Annotated in this window: 12 protein-coding genes and 4 pseudogenes; 4 read left to right on the top strand and 12 right to left on the bottom strand. The window is 67.1% G+C overall.

The genetic code is table 11. The features are described 5' to 3' along the window. Nucleotides 1-119 (bottom strand): annotated as a pseudogene (locus ACIBL4_RS39750) (IS5/IS1182 family transposase); the annotation flags it as partial. Between the two features lie 761 nt (nucleotides 120-880). On the opposite strand from ACIBL4_RS39750, the gene ACIBL4_RS39745 reads away from it, so the two are divergent. The 3 genes from ACIBL4_RS39745 to ACIBL4_RS39735 all read left to right on the top strand — a co-directional run bounded on the left by ACIBL4_RS39745 (nucleotide 881) and on the right by ACIBL4_RS39735 (nucleotide 3,261). Beyond that, nucleotides 881-1,657, top strand: coding sequence for a hypothetical protein (locus ACIBL4_RS39745; RefSeq protein ID WP_399416717.1), 777 nt, complete (start codon nucleotides 881-883; stop codon nucleotides 1,655-1,657). Nucleotides 1,658-1,769: 112 nt separating this feature from the next. Further along, nucleotides 1,770-2,483 (top strand): hypothetical protein, encoded by a 714-nt coding sequence (locus ACIBL4_RS39740; RefSeq protein ID WP_399416715.1) that lies wholly within the window; start codon nucleotides 1,770-1,772, stop codon nucleotides 2,481-2,483. 166 nt (nucleotides 2,484-2,649) lie between these two features. Continuing rightward, complete coding sequence (locus ACIBL4_RS39735) at nucleotides 2,650-3,261, top strand: DinB family protein (protein WP_399416714.1); 612 nt, start codon at nucleotides 2,650-2,652, stop codon at nucleotides 3,259-3,261. A gap of 65 nt (nucleotides 3,262-3,326) precedes the next feature. Here ACIBL4_RS39735 and istB read toward each other — a convergent pair. From istB to ACIBL4_RS39695, 8 genes and pseudogenes are all read right to left on the bottom strand, one after another. Further along, nucleotides 3,327-4,123 (bottom strand): annotated as a pseudogene (gene istB / locus ACIBL4_RS39730) (IS21-like element helper ATPase IstB). Beyond that, nucleotides 4,120-5,760: pseudogene (gene istA, locus ACIBL4_RS39725) on the bottom strand (IS21 family transposase). The pseudogenes istB and istA overlap by 4 nt, the downstream one beginning before the upstream one ends. Before the next feature lie 190 nt (nucleotides 5,761-5,950). Further along, the gene (locus ACIBL4_RS39720) at nucleotides 5,951-6,133 is read right to left on the bottom strand and encodes a DUF6417 family protein (protein WP_399416719.1); all 183 of its coding nucleotides are present in this window, start codon (nucleotides 6,131-6,133) and stop codon (nucleotides 5,951-5,953) included. Next, complete coding sequence (locus ACIBL4_RS39715) at nucleotides 6,097-6,753, bottom strand: class F sortase (protein WP_399416718.1); 657 nt, start codon at nucleotides 6,751-6,753, stop codon at nucleotides 6,097-6,099. Before ACIBL4_RS39715 ends, ACIBL4_RS39720 begins: the two co-directional genes overlap by 37 nt. 34 nt (nucleotides 6,754-6,787) lie before the next feature. After that, nucleotides 6,788-7,468: a DUF4142 domain-containing protein gene (locus ACIBL4_RS39710; RefSeq protein ID WP_399416713.1), complete on the bottom strand. Its 681-nt coding sequence runs from the start codon at nucleotides 7,466-7,468 to the stop codon at nucleotides 6,788-6,790. Nucleotides 7,469-7,702: 234 nt separating this feature from the next. Continuing rightward, on the bottom strand, nucleotides 7,703-8,296 hold the full coding sequence (locus tag ACIBL4_RS39705) for a hypothetical protein (protein ID WP_399416712.1): 594 nt from the start codon (nucleotides 8,294-8,296) through the stop codon (nucleotides 7,703-7,705). Nucleotides 8,297-8,461: 165 nt separating this feature from the next. Beyond that, entirely contained in the window at nucleotides 8,462-8,698 is a 237-nt protein-coding gene (locus ACIBL4_RS39700) for a hypothetical protein (RefSeq protein ID WP_399416711.1), read from the bottom strand. 450 nt (nucleotides 8,699-9,148) lie between these two features. Beyond that, nucleotides 9,149-9,454: pseudogene (locus ACIBL4_RS39695) on the bottom strand (MFS transporter); the annotation flags it as partial. Between ACIBL4_RS39695 and ACIBL4_RS39690 the strand changes: the two are divergent. Further along, entirely contained in the window at nucleotides 9,436-9,864 is a 429-nt protein-coding gene (locus tag ACIBL4_RS39690; RefSeq protein WP_399416710.1) for a transposase, read from the top strand. The pseudogene ACIBL4_RS39695 and the gene ACIBL4_RS39690 sit on opposite strands and share 19 nt — an antisense overlap. A gap of 16 nt (nucleotides 9,865-9,880) precedes the next feature. On the opposite strand, the gene ACIBL4_RS39685 is transcribed toward ACIBL4_RS39690, so the two are convergent. From ACIBL4_RS39685 to ACIBL4_RS39675, 3 genes are all read right to left on the bottom strand, one after another. Then, complete coding sequence (locus ACIBL4_RS39685; protein ID WP_399416709.1) at nucleotides 9,881-11,332, bottom strand: family 43 glycosylhydrolase; 1,452 nt, start codon at nucleotides 11,330-11,332, stop codon at nucleotides 9,881-9,883. A gap of 40 nt (nucleotides 11,333-11,372) precedes the next feature. Next, nucleotides 11,373-12,881, bottom strand: a complete 1,509-nt coding sequence (locus ACIBL4_RS39680; protein ID WP_399416708.1) for a family 43 glycosylhydrolase — start codon at nucleotides 12,879-12,881, stop codon at nucleotides 11,373-11,375. 206 nt (nucleotides 12,882-13,087) lie between these two features. Beyond that, a complete protein-coding gene (locus ACIBL4_RS39675) occupies nucleotides 13,088-13,873 on the bottom strand; it encodes a hypothetical protein (RefSeq protein ID WP_399416707.1) in 786 nt (261 codons plus the stop codon). Between the last annotated feature and the right edge of the window lie 693 nt (nucleotides 13,874-14,566).

The following is a 14,566-nucleotide window of genomic DNA, read 5'->3' as shown; positions in this document are numbered from 1 at the left end:
GCCAGCACCTCGCGATCCCCGTACCGGCGCCGACCGCCGCCCTGTGGCCGCGATGGAGCGGGTGGGACCACCCGCTGAAACAGCTCCCACAACTCGTCCGGCACCATGCGCTCGACCATCACCACACGGTGCAGACTACCCAGCACTCCAAATGAGACGACGTCTAAGGCAGTCGAGCCAGGTCGTCTGGGTGACGCGGCTGTCTGTGTCCTGTGCGGCCAGTTCCCACCAAATGTCGCGGGGTGCCGGAGTCGTGATGTGCACGGGACCTGCCGCCGTGTCGATCAGGAGTTCAGTGGGTGTGCTCACGACTTCTCCTGCTGAGGCGTGGGAGCCGCAAGAACCAAGTCCAGCGGGTAAAGGCACACGTGTCCCCCATGTAACGATCGTATGCGGGGCATCAGCGCAGGGCATCTCGAGCAGCGGGTCTCCAGAGCCGCGAGGCCACATGCCCTTGATCCACGTTCGCAGGCCTCGACCGCGCGCGGCCAGCGCGGCTGTCACTCACCCCCCAACCGGCGTGTGAATAGATTTCTGCCTGCGCCCCACGGGTCCGCCCGCGCCTTCATCCGCTGGCGCCTCGACACATGCCGGTCCCGTCCTCGACGCATGGGTCCCACAGAGCGAGGATGTCCGCTTCCCTCCGTCGGAGCCTGAGCAACGGCGCCGCCGCGCGGTGGCGCCACCGTCCGGCATCGTCCAGGGTGACGTCGACTTTTACAGGCCGGGCTGTATCACATGCCGTGGGCAGAACAGCGGTGGCACGCTTTCCACCCGAGGGCGTACCAGCCGCGATCTATCTATGATCGTTACCAGAGGGACTGTCGTTCCGCGCCGACAAGCGCATGCGTGTGCTTTTCGGCGCGAATAGAGGTGACCCGTGGACCAGGAGCGGACCCAGGCTTCCACTCGCATGGTGCGCATCCACCAGCGGCTTCCGGCGTTTCGACTGATGCAGCGCGCGCGTCGCATGCTCGACGACGCGATCGATCTGCTTCGCCTGAGGCTGGACGTTCTGCCTGACGGCCTCTACCAGCCGGTACCTGGCCTACCGGTGCGGAAGGCCAAGCGAGCGGTCGGCAGTGAGTCCCGGTGGGCGGCGATGGAACCGGTGATTGCACGACTGGGCGTGAAGAGCGCGATGGACGTCGGCGCAAATGCAGGCTATTTCCCGATCCAACTCGCCAGTCATGGGATACCCACGGTCGCTGTGGAGTCGGAGCCGAAATACGTTCGCATAGCGACAATGGCCGTGCGGCGAAACCGGCTGGACAAAGTGGCGGTGATGGCACTGGAGGTTAGCCCGGGCACAGTCTGCCTACTGCCGGTAACCGACTGCACCCTAGTGCTGTCCCTCTGGCATCACCTGGTAAGGGAGCAAGGTCTCGACACCGCAACACACCTGCTTCAGGAGATCTGGTCCCGGACCGGCAAGGTGATGTTCTTCGACAGCGGCGAGAGCGAGATGCCCGAGTCGTTCGGTCTTCCCCCTATGGTGCCGACGCCGGACGCCTGGTTCAGGGAATACCTGCAGAAAAACTGCTCCGGTTCGCGAGTCGAACACCTCGGCCGCCATCGCGCCTTCGACGCTGCCGGCCTTCCGGCGGACCGGGCGCTCTTTGCCGTGATACGGGAACGGCCGCTGAGCCCTCCTTGAGGCCTCTGTGCAGGCCGGGACGCCCCCGCCTACGCTGTGCGGCGCATCGAAATCGCGGCCCTGCCCCTACGCCGCTACCTCGCAGTGCGCAGCCGCCTGCTGGTGATTCAGCATGACCGGATCACCTGGCTCGATCACGTACCCGACCCGGCGATCGACGCAGTCGACCGCTCCGACGTGCGGCACTTCGCCTTCCACAGCGGAGACATCCACTCAGTGGATCGCCCGGCTGGTCGGCAGGCAGATCGTGCTACCCATCGACGCAGCACCCGTCGACCTGGCCCGCCCACACACCTCTGAACCCCGGTTCCTGGAATTCACGGTGGCCGTCGACCCCAACACCGGGGAGTGCATCACCTCCACGTGCGACCCCGCCAAGGTGAGCAACTACTTCACAGACCGCGGCACGCCGCATTTCCTGACCCTGGTCTACTTCCGGCGCGAGGTCCTCAACCGGTACACCTCCCAGCCGTCTCGCTATCGCATCGAGAACGGCCGACTGAGCTGCCTGGGACTGTGGGGCATCTCCATCGGCACCAACCCCGACGGTCTCATCGAGGTCTACCTCGGAGACCTTGGACGCGACCTGCCAGCCGAAGAATGCGATCACTGGCTCAGCTTCAACGTCCCTCCCATCGGAGGACGCGACGAGGGCCGTTTTGACCGCGACATCCTTGGCCGGTGGACCAATGGACCGCCCGATCCGCTACGTCGGCTGTTCGCCGCACGAGAGCACTTCAGCACCGCTCTGGGTGCGCTTCTGGGACAAGCGGTCCGTCTACAAGCCATGGCATCCCGCCGACCAGGTCGCCTTTGGCTTCGTTGATGTCTGGGAACAGCGTTTGTCGGTGGGTTGCGGAGGCAGTTGATGATCAAGCGGATCGTGAATGTCAACGAGAAACGACGGCGCGTGTCCGGTTCGCTCGTTGCGTCAGACGATCTGGTTCGCCGCCAGTGATGGACAGAGATCATGCGAGCGGCAGACTGGCCCCATGACCGCATCAGATCCCAAGGCTGATCTTCACTTTTATCTGCAGTCCGCCCGTGATGCCCTGCTATGGAAGCTCGAAGGGCTCTCGGAGTACGACATCCGCCGTCCGTCGACGCCGACCGGCACCAACCTTCTCGGCCTGGTGAAGCACGCGGCCAGCGTGGAGCTGGGCTATCTCGGCGACGCCTTCGGACGGCCGTCCGGTGAATCGCTGCCTTGGCTAGAAGACGGTGCCGAGCCGAACGCGGATATGTGGGTCACCGCCGACGAGTCACGCGAGTACATCATTGGGCTCTACCGCCGAGCGTGGACCCACGCGGATGCGACGCTCGACACGCTGGCGCTGGACACGATCGGCAAGGTGCCATGGTGGCCCAGCGGTAGGGACGAGGTGACGTTGCACCACGCCGTGGTGCGCGTGATCGCTGACACGCACCGGCACGCTGGCCATGCCGACATCATCCGGGAGCTCATGGACGGTGCCGTGGGGATGAACAAGGGCAACGACAGCATGGCGCCGGGCGACTCGGCATGGTGGGAGAACCATCGGAGCCGACTGGAGCATGCAGCTCAGGAAGCCGACCGACGCATAACTTCGGACCAGATCAACTGAGACAGTTTGAGGCGAGATGGACAGCCGCCCGGGCGGTTGTCCATCGAGGCAGATAGCGGCAGCAGTCAGCCAGCCTTGGCGGGTTCCTCGGCTCGTGCTCGGGTGCTGGCGAGGCGGTAGGAGTCGGTGCCGGTTTCGATGATGGTGCCGTTGAAGGTGAGGCGGTCGACGATGGCCGCGCAGAGGCGGGGGTCGGTGAAGGTCTTGGTCCAGCCGCCGAAGGACTCGGTGGAGGCGATGGCGACGCTGTTCTTCTCTTCGCGTTCGGTCAGCACCTGGAAGAGGAGTTCGGCACCGTGGCGGTCGAGTTCCATGTAGCCCAGCTCATCGATGCACAAAAGATCGACGCGGCCGTAGTGGGCGATGGTCTTGTCCAGCTGCTTCTCGTCCGCAGCTTCGACCAGCCGTTCACGAGCTTGGTTGCGAGCGTGTAGCGGACGCGGTAGCCCTTCATGGCGGCCTCGGTGCCCACGGCGATGAGCATGTGGGATTTACCGGTGCCGGAGTCCCCAATCAGGCAGAGCGGCTGACTTTTCTTGATCCACTCGCAGGAGGCGAGGGTGTGGATGGTGGCCGCGTCGATGTTGGGGTTGGCCGTGTAGTCGAAGGTCCGCAGGGACTTCTCCCGCGGGAAGCCTGCCGCCTTGATCCGCCGTTCCGAGCGGCGTCGGGCTCGGTCGTCGCACTCGGCCATCAGCAGTTCTGCGAGGAAGCCGCGGTAGGTCATCTGGTCCTTCATCGCCCGGTCGGCGATGTCGGAGAATTCGTTGCGGATCGACGGCAGCCGCAGCATGCGGCAGGCGGTGTCGATGGCGGCGTCGGCGGCCTGCTCGGTCAAGCCTCGCTGGCGGGGCAGGGTCACTGTGCTTCTCCCTCTGGGTGGTCACCGCCGCTGGCGTGACGACGTCGGAGCAACTGGTCATAGGGGGTCACCGAAGGCAGTGGCCTGGTGTCCGGCGGGAGATGGGACAGCTTCCACTCATGCAGGGACGTCACGTTCGCCGGCGGTGTGCCAGGCAGCGGCTGACCTGCCGGGTCGGGTTCGGTTTCGGCCTGGGCTGCCTTGCGGGCCTCGAGGGCGACGGCGTCGGCGGTCATCGCCCCGGCGCGCAGGGCTGCGGCCAGGCCAGCGACGATGTGTTCGTGCGGCAGGTGCCGGCCCAGCAGCAGAACCTCGATCAGGGCACGGGTGCCGTCCCGCTCGTCGTGGGCCTTCTGGGCCTGGGCCCACCACGCGTCGTGGACGGGGGTGAACGTGCCCGCTGAGCAGGCCTGTTCGAGGGCGGTGGACCCAGGAAACGCGCCCGGCTTGCGGACCAGGACCTCCAGGTAGTGATCCAGCTCCAAGCGGACGGCGCCCTTGGCAATCAGCCTCTCGTGCCGGGCCACTTCCACGTTTTGGTTGTAAACCACCAGGTGAGAAGCGTGCAGGACGACCCTCACCCGCTTGCCGATCAACCGGATCGGCACCGAATAACGGTTGGTGCGGACCGGGATCTGGCTGTAGCGGTCGACCCGCGGGGTGAACAGTCGGCCCGTCTCGAACGGCTCCTCGGGCAGTGGCATCAACAGCGGCTGTTCGAGTGCGAAGTACTCGGCGACGGTCTTGGACCGGGCACCGATGCGGCGTGCGTCGTCCTGCCGGTCCCACTGCTCGACCATCTCGTTCAGCTCGGCGAGCGAGGCGACGTTGGGGACGGGAACGAAGTGGTTGCGACGGAAGTAGCCGATCTACCCCTCGACGCCGCCCTTCTCATGGGCGCCTTCGATGCCAGGACGGCAGTAAAAGCTCTCGATCCCGAAGTGCGACTTGAAGGCGATCCACCGGTCGGCCTCCACCCTGGCCCGGCTCAGTCCCAGCACCCGTGCGACAGCGGCCTTGAGGTTGTCGTAGCGCACCTTGCTCCGCGGGACACCGCCCAGCGTCCGAAGCGCGTTGACATGGCCTTCGAAGAAGGCTTCCTGGCCGCAGGAGGCGAACACCCGATGGACGGCCTTGCCCGAATACGACAGGCGGAAGGAGAACAAGTAGCAGGTCACCAGCTCGTCGGCGAGACGGATCGTCACGTCGCCGAAGTCGACTTCCGCTTCATGCCCGGGCTGGTGGGTCTACGGGACGAACGCCTCCAGCGGGGCCCTGCCGGACTCGACCAGGATCTCCGGTTTCCGGCCGGCGACGTAGTAGCGGACCATTCCGTAGGAGACGTCCGCCCCGTGCTCGTCGACCAGGCGGTGAAAGATGCGGGTGACGGTGTGCCGCTGCTTGCGCGGAGCATCCAGATCAGCACGGAGGATGCCGTCAATCACCGGCTTGTACGGATCCAGAGCGGTCGCCCGGGGCAGCAGCTTCTTCCGTGGCTCAGGCCAGGCCGAATCCAGTGCCTTGCGAACCGTCCGCCACGTCACCCCATGCTTGCGCTCGAGCTCCCGCATCGACATGCCGCCGCGATGGTCACGCCGGATCGCCGCGTACAGCTCGACCTTCGACAACTGCGGCATGGCCAGCACCTTTCACCAGGAGCACCCGATGCTGCCCTGGCAAGAGACCTGTGCCTCCCAAAGTCATCAACACCACCCGTCCGGGGAACGGGGCGCCTCCCAAACTCATCGACAAGCGACGTCACTACTGCTCGACCACGCCGCCAGGGTGGCGCAGCGAGGGGGCCACAGGGCCTGGACAGCACTACCGTCAGTTCTCCGACAGGATGCGCCCGGCGATCTCCCGCGCCAGCCGGTCCGTCTCCGCCGACACCGGCCCGCCCTCCTGCGCCACCGCCAGCAGCAGCCCCGACAAGTCCTGCCCCTCCTCCAGCGTCAGCAGGGCCAGCCGCTCCGTCATCTGCTCCACTGGAGCGAACTCGAGGGCATCCAGATCAAGAAGGTCCTAAAGGGCCCGGGTCGGTCGGCTGCACGACCCTTCATTGCGACGGGCGTGGCATACAGAACGAGATTTCGCTGATAGCGGCCTGCCGTCCGGTCGTAGGGCCCGGCGCACGTGACGAGGACCAACCGGTGTACGCCGTCCCCGGCGAAGAGATCCCCAGGCAGCTGTTCTTGCCGGTAGGTGCGCCTGGCATTGACCTGGTACGCGTGAACCTGGCCGTCGGCTGCGGTCACCTCGATACGGGCACCCAGGGGCAGCTCGTGCAATGCCGCAAAGGGTCCAAGTCCGTCCTCGTGGGTGTCGACGTGTCCGGCGATCAGAACCGTTCCCTGAGAAGACCCCACAGCGGCTCCCAGCGCCCACCATCCACCTGTGCCCAGGTCTTCCGGCAGGGCAAGAGCCCCATCGGCTAGGGAGGCGACCGGGACGACGGCCACGTCGAGATTTTTCGGCCCGCGGATGTGTGTAGGTGGCGATGCAGTCGTCCGGCCACCGGTGGCCGAACGGTCTCCGCTGACGGGCACGGAGCCCACGTCCGCGGGGCTGGGTTGCGGCGCGCTGGAGATCAGCCATCCGGCGACCGCCGCGCTCAGCCCGCATACGGTCATGAACGCGGCGGCCGGCCGGTGGCGTGCCATGTGCCTAGCGGTGCGCGGCCGGGCGGCGCCGAGCGCGCCAGAACCAGACAGCTCCGACGGCGGCAAGGAGTCCGCCGCTCGCCATGCCCGCAGCGCCGACCGTGGCGAGCGGGCTGTCGGCGGCGGCCAGGTGGCCGCCGCTACCGGCCCGGACCATGCCGGCGTCCTTGCCCGCGTGGCTCGCTCCGCCGCGGACCATGTCCAGGTGCATCGCGACCACCGGGCGTGCGGAACGAGCGGCGGCCTTGACCTCGGCGTTCTTCCCGCCCTTGAGTTCCTGGTCGATCAACGCCAGCGTCTTTCGGTGCGCGGCGTCCTGGGTGGTGAGCCATGCCGCGTCGTACGCGGGGCTGCCGGCCTTCGCCTGCACGGCGGCCAGCTCCTTCTTCTGCTCCGCGGACGGGGAACCGGGCAGCGTCACGTTCAGCTTGCCGGCGAGCATCTTCAGATCCCAGTCCAGCTTGGAGTGGTCCCGTACCAAGACGGCGCCGACGTTCTTCACACAGCTGGTCGTCGCGTTCTTCTGGGCGTCCTGACCCGCCGCGATCTCCGCTAGATTGCCCTGGTGGGCCTGCATCATGAACAGCTCGTCCTGGGCGCTTATCTCGGCGGCGAACGCGTACGGCACGGATATGCCGAACAGCGCCACCGCCATAACAGCGCCAGACACCAGTTGTCTACGCATCGGTGCTGCTCCCTTCAACCCGGCCAGCAGCACGTCGGCGCCCGGCCGGTGATCGAAACGGACGCATGAGACAGCGCCCAGCGCATGCCTTCCACCGAGGCGCCCAGCCTTCACAGCCACGGCATGCTGCTCACCCAGACGGCCGATCAGCCGTGAGCCGGACGAGAGTGGTGACGCACCACACCGGATACGGCACCTGGCATCCGGATGCAAGGCCTCTCCCGGCTGCATCCGTCATTTCTGTGACGGCCCTCTTCCCTGGGTGGGTCCGGGCTGCTGGTGCTGCTGCTCGTGCTCCTGGCGGCGCGGGTCGGCAGGGGGTGTGGCCGGGGCGGAGAGCTCCCGGTCTTTGATTGCGCGGCGGCGGGCGTCGGTCGCGCGGGTGATGGTGGCGGGCCAGTCCAGATTCTCCGGTGTGCGCATCCACGTCGCCGGGTCGGTCATGCGGCCCTCCAGCAGCTCCGGCATCGCGGCCTGCTGGTGGGCGTGGACGGCGGCGGCCCGCTGCGCCGGGGTGAGGGCGGGGTCCCGGTCCGGGTGGTCGACGGCGTGCGGCGCGGTCGGCTCTTGGCCGTGGTTGTGGTCGGCGGCGTGTGCTGCGGCCGACGCGGTCGCGGCCGGGGCTTCGTCCCGCGCGGCGGATGCGGTGCGGGCGGCGCGGATCGCCTTCTGCAGAGCGAGGCTGGCCACCCGGGCCCGCTCGTACCGGGTGGCGGCTCGGGGCGGCTTGCCGTCGGTGCCGGCGATCCACCAACGGTCGGGCCAGGCGAAGTCGGCCGTGTAGCTGAGCTGGTCCCGTGCCGGGATCCTACGGCCCTTCTGGGGCACGCTGAGCTGACGGGAGTGGCGGGCCAGGGCCTGGTCGGCGATGTCGTCATCCAGGCCGGGTGTATGACGGCCTCCAGGCCCTCGATGAGCCCACCGTGCGCGCGGTGGTTCGCCAGGCCGTGCTCGGCCTGGACGTAGGCAAGAGCAACCATCACGGCCACGGACTCACCCCGGCCGGGAAGAAGGTCTTCGACATGCGTTGTGTGCGCGGATGGCTGCGACAGCGGCGCCGACCCCGCCCGCCACGGCGATGTGGTTCTCCTTGAGCAGCACCATTGCGGCCAGGTCGAGGCGGTGGTTGCTCGCCCCGGCGGTCGCGACCGCGTACTTGTCCAGGGCGCGAAGCCCGGGTGCCGTCTTGTGGGGAGGCCCTGCCGAACGGCGAGCCCCAACTGCGGGCATGGTGACGCGGGCTCGCGAGGTACGGCGATCTTGGAACCGGTGACCTACCGCCCGGTGGGCGCCTTTTCCATCCAGATCCGGCGATCTGGTGCTCCCGATGAACGAAATCGATACGCAGGTCCGAGAGTCGGCGGTGCGAACCGCGCTGGCTGAGGACTGCGTCGGCGACGACGTCACCACACCTCGACGTCGTGGCCGAGCTGTCGGTAGACCTCACCGAGAAGCGGGAGGCCGGCGACCACGCCGTCCTGTCGGGCCAGGACTCGGCTCGCTGAGCCGGTAGTAGCTGATGTGTGCGAGGCGCTCGGGGTGCGTTTCTTCCTGAGTGACCTTCTTCGGTGGTGGCGTGTCCGAGGTGGTGTCCTCTTCGTTGCAGTATCTGGCTGATCGGCCAGATTGACCGGGTGTGGAGAGGGATGCGGATGGGATGCGAGGAGGTCCAACAGCCCTTCAGTGAACCCCTACGACGACGACCATGAGCACTGCGGTGACGCTGCCGAGCACCATGACGGTGGACGGGGAGGAGCGGTCCACGACCACGCCTCCGACTAGCGCGCCGATGGAGATCGTCGCCTGGAAGGATGCAGTGAACAGCACCGAGGCCGCTTCTGGTGAGTTGGGGGATGCTTGGGCGAACCACGTCTGGGAGGAGACGGGGACGGCCCCGTAGGCGACGCCCCAGACGATGAGCAGGATCACCGCGCCGGCTTCCCAGCGGCCTAGCACGGGCAACAGCAGTGTGGCGACCCCGATCAGAGTTTCTCCTGGAAGGACTACCGCGACCTGCTCGTCCGTGCACACATCCAGCTCGGCGGCCCGATCGTGGTGGTCTGGGACAATCTGAACACCCATCTGGCGACCGGGCTGAAACGGTACGAGGCCGAGCACGACTGTTCACCACGGTCCGCCTCCCGCCGTATGCACCCGACCTCAACCCCGTCGAGGCCCTCTGGTCACTGGTACGCCGGGCCATGGCCAACACCCCCTTCGACGCACCCGACGACCTCGACCGCACACTTCGCCGGCAGTTACGCAGGATCCAGTTCCGGCCACACCTGATCGACGGCTGCCTCACCCGCCACCGGTCTGACCCTCGCACCACCGACCCCACCCTGAAAACCTCGGTAACGGAGGCCGCCTTCGACACCGGTCCGCGGCCCCGGTGAGAGCCGTCCGCACGAGCTACTGCGCGTAGAACGTGGCGTCCGCCCGGTCCGTGGCCGTGCTCGGCGTCTGCACGTACAGCAGGTAGTTGAAGTGACGGACGTAGCGGCCGGGTGAGCCGTACGACTCGTAGGAGACGCCGGCCGAGTCGGACAGACCCGCCCGCTTGTAGAAGGTGGCGTCGGACGCGAACTGCGCCGTGCCGTCGTTCTTCTGCAGCCACACCTCGAAACTCGCGTTGCTCCGCAGGTAGTAGCCGGGGAAGTTGGCGGACTCCAGCGACACGGTGCCGCTGCCGGTCAGGCCGGTGACCACGCGGAACTGCGAGTCCGCCAGCGGGCTGACGTTGGCGTCGATGCGTCCGCGGTAGTCGAAGTGGCGGATGAAGCGGTCCGCGAAGTTGTACGACGAGAAGCCCTGCGGGGTGACTCCGTCGGCGACCGGGATGCCGAAGTCGGGGGTGCCATCGGCCTTCCAGTACACCTTCTGGACGCGGGTACGGCGGTTGGGGTCGTTCAGCGGGTCGCCGGTGATGTCCTTGTAGCTGCGGTCGTGGTAGACGAGGATGTCGGACTTGCCGTCCTCGGAGACGGTGAAGGAGTTGTGGCCCGGGCCGTATTGCGAGGTCGCGTCGCTCGTCTTGAACACCGGCTGCGCACCCTTGGTCCAGGCCTCCGGGTTGGTCAGGTCGGCCGTCGCGGAGGCGGTGAGCATGCCGAGGCAGTAGTTGGAGTCGGTCGCGCTGGCCGAGTAGGTCATGAAGACCTTGCCGCCGTGCTCGATCACCGCCGGGCCCTCGTTGACCTTGTAGCCGATCGTCTCCCAGGACAGCGTCGGCTGGGAGATCTCCACCGGAGTGCCGGTGAGCGTCCAGGGGTTGGCCATCTTGGCGATGAACAGGCTGGTGTTGTTGTTCTCGGCCGGGTTGCGCTGGGCCCAGGCGAGGTAGCGGACGCCGCCCACGACGAAGGTGGTGGCGTCGAGGGAGAAGCTCTCCCACGTCGTCGTGATCCGGCCCTTCTCGGCCCAGGTCGCGGTGAGCGGGTTGGCTCCGGTGCCCTCCAGGACGTACATCCGGATCGCCCACACGTCGCTGGTGGAGCCGGCGGCGAAGTACACGTACCACTTGCCGTCGATGAAGTGGATCTCCGGCGCCCAGATGTGCGCGCCCATCACGCCGCTGGCGTGCTTGGTCCAGATCGTGGTCTCGGGGGCCGTCGACAGGCCCTGGATGGTGGTGGCGCGGCGCAGCACGATGCGGTCGTACTCGGGCACGGTCGCGGTGAAGTAGTAGTAGCCGTCGGTGTGCTTGAAGATGTGCGGGTCGGCGCGCTTCTCGGCGATCGGGTTGGTGTAGGTCACGCCGGGGGAGGCGGGCACGGCCGCGTGGGCGACGGTGCCGGGCCCGGCGAGGCAGCCCACCAGGGCGAAAAGGACGGCCGTGAGCAGCCGTACGGCGTTGCGTCTCAAGGGGTTTCTCCAGATCATGGAGTGCGGGGCGGGAGGGAGGTCAGGTCGTGGGGACGAGGCGCCACTGCTGGCAGTTGTTGTTCAGCCAGGTCCACAGCCGTACGTCGGTCCCGTTCGTGGTGCCGCAGTTCGCGACGTCGGCGACCTTGCCGCTGTTCTCGTTCACGATCCGCACGTAGTCACCGGTGGCCGTGTAGACCAGACGGAACTTCTGGCAGTTGTTGTTCAGCCAGGACCACTGGGCGATGTCCGTGCCGTCGGCCGTCGCGCAGCCCGCGGTGTCCGCGACCTTGCCGGTCGCGACGTTGACCAGCCGACTGGTGTCGTTGCCGAGGTCCTCGACGCGCCACTTCTGGTTGGCGCCGCCGGTGCAGCTCCACTGGAAGATGTTGGTGCCGTCCGCGGTGTTGCCGCCCTCGACGTCCAGGCACTTGCCGCTGTTGCGGTTCACCAAGGTGTACGCGGTCGGGGTCGTCGCCGTCTCGCCCGAGGGGCCGGGCAGCGTGGTGCCGAGCGCGACCGGGGTGCCGAAGTTCGGCGTGCCGTCCGCGTTCCAGGTGAACTTCTGTGCCCGCGTCGTACGGCCGTTGCCGCAGCCGCCGGTCGCGGTGTCGTTGGCGTGGTAGACGATCCAGTTCTCGGTGCCGTCGGGCGAGGTGAAGAAGCCGTTGTGGCCGGGGCCGTAGACGCCTGCCGCGTCGTTGCGCTGGAAGACCGACGTGGACTTCTTCGTCCAGGAGGCGGGGTTCAGCGGGTCGGTGCCGGTCAGTTCCAGCTGGCCCAGCTTGTAGTCCGCGGTTCCGCAGAAGCTGGCGGAGAAGGTGAGGAAGGTGCGGCCGTCGTGGTAGAGCGGTTCGGGGCCTTCGTTGACCGCGCCGCCCGAGGTCTCCCAGCTCGCGGTGGGGCTGGAGATGATGGTGAAGGTGGTGCTGGCCAGCGTGTAGGGGTTGCTCATCGGCGCGATGACCAGGCTCTGCGTGCTGCCGTTGATGAAGCCGCTGCCGATCAGGTAAAGGCTGTTGTTGGCCGTCAGGACGGTGGCGTCGATGAGCCAGCCGCCGGGGGTGAGGTTGGAGCCGCTCAGCTGGTTCTTGTAGGTGTACGGGCCCATCGGGTCGGTGCCCGCGCTCTCCAGGACGTGGGTGCGCTGGGAGTCGCAGCAGGCGACAGCGCTCTGCCCGGCGGAGTAGTACAGGTACCAGTGGCCGTCGAGGAAGTGGATCTCGGGCGCCCAGATGTTGGTGTTGCGGGTGGAGGTGGTGTCACTCCAGACCTGGACGCTGGCGGCGGTGGAGAGTCCGGCCAGGGTCGGTGACTTCCGCATGGTCAGCACGCCGGTGAAGGACGTGGTGACCAGGTAGTAGTTGCCGTTGTAGTACTCGAGCCAGGGGTCGGCCCCTTTGGTCGACTTGACCGGGTTGGTGTACGGGCGGCCCTCGGCGGCGGTGGCCGGGGTCGTCGCCGACACCATGGCGATCAGTACGGCGAGCAAGCAAAGGATCAGGACCCTGCGGCGTCTGGCGGGGGGCTGCTCTGACATCTGTGGCATGCGGGACCGTCCCTGTCCGTAATTTCGAACGCAGTTCGTAAATTCGGTCAGAAGATAAGCGGGAGTCAAGGTTCCGTCAACGCTTTCGTCACACGCGCTTTACCTGTGCGAATCCGTCCCGCGTACCAGGCGCGACGGAGCCGCTCACCGGCCGGCTCTCACGTCAGCCTGATGGAGCAGTCCAGCGTGCTCCTCAAGCACCAGTTTCAAGGCAAGCCACCGGTAAACTTCGCACCGAGGAAGGCGATCCTGGCGCCGGTGAACTTCGCACCGACGAAGGCGACCATGCTGTTGGTGAACCCCGCAAGACCGAAGCTGACCGTGCCGCCAGTGAACTCCGCACCGTCGAAGGTGAGCGTGCCGCCGGTGAACTCCGCGTCGGAGAAGTCCCCACCATCGAACACGACGCCGGTGAAGTCGAAGTCGTAACCCTGCCAGGAGCGCGGATGCGGATACGACAGGCGGAGGTGGTCCCGGATGAGCCGGATGATCGTGTGCCGAACCTCCCGCAGCGCCTGGTAGGCATGCCGGGCGGCCGCGTCGTCGGCTGGCACCTCCCACTCTGCGGTGTAGGGCAGGCACAGATATGCGCACAGCACGTCAATACAGGTCTGGCGGAGTTCCCGGGTGGGGGCGTCGTCGGCGAGTCCGGCCAGAGCGTGCACGCCGCCGAGGCGGACTGCGGCAAAGTCGTCGCCGAGCTGGGAGACGGCCGCGGTGAAGCGCTCCGTGTGCAGACGGGTTGCCTCGCGCAGAGCGCCGTCCTCGTCGACCCGCTGCCGTCGGTAGGCGACGACCAAGGCGACCAGGGCGCCGGCCCCGGCGACCACGCCGAAGGAGAGCTTCACCAGTTCGAACAGCGCCTTGGAGTCGATGCGGTGTTCGGGCTTGAGTTCGTGGGCGCCGAGCAGGTCCCATCCGACGAAGAACACGCCGGCGGCGATGGCGAGCGCGGTGACGAAGACCAGAGGGAGGACAATCCAGACGTGCAACAGCCGCAGGCCACGCCGTTCAGCCCGGCGACGAGGCGGGGAGAGTCTCACAATCGGCAGGACGCCCGATCACGGACGCCGGTTGCGGATGGGGCGCCACCGTGGATGCGCAGCGAGCCTGGCACGTGTTGGATCCCCGATAAGCTCCGGTTGGGCTCTGTCATGTTCCTCTGAGGGGGGCTGGGGGGAGTTTGCGCTGCCGCCAAGCTGCTGGGCGTCTCCCCAGGCACCCTCTACAACCACATCCCGGACCTGCGCGAGCTGCGCGCTGGCGCCGTGCCCCGTCAGCTCGGAGCGCCGACGAGGTAAGCCAATCTCAACATGATCAATCTCAGCGGCACTTTCTGTACCGCAACTACTCACACCCGAGACCAGCCGGTGGCGGCCACCACCTCACGCGCGATGTCCACGACAGCCCTCCCGTCCGTTACCACCCGCACCGCATCCGCGGGGAGGTGCTGGTCCAACAACCGTGCCTTGCGGGCACTGCCTTCCAGCTCCTGCTCCAGCTCCGAGCCGGGCACCCGGCCTCAGCCGTTCCCACCTGGCGAGCGTAGGTCTCAAGGCTATGCAGGACCGGGGCTTAGAAACACGCACCAAGCTTGTTCTTTATCTACCAAGATCTTCCGGGCTTGCCGATGGCCTTGAGGGTCTCGGGGCGTTTGACGGTCTTGCCGACGTCGTAGCGGGGTG

Source organism: Streptomyces sp. NPDC050416 (assembly GCF_044458845.1).
Lineage (GTDB): Bacteria > Actinomycetota > Actinomycetes > Streptomycetales > Streptomycetaceae > Streptomyces.
Note: the sequence above shows the minus strand (reverse complement) of the source record. Positions and strands in the feature narration are given on the sequence as shown.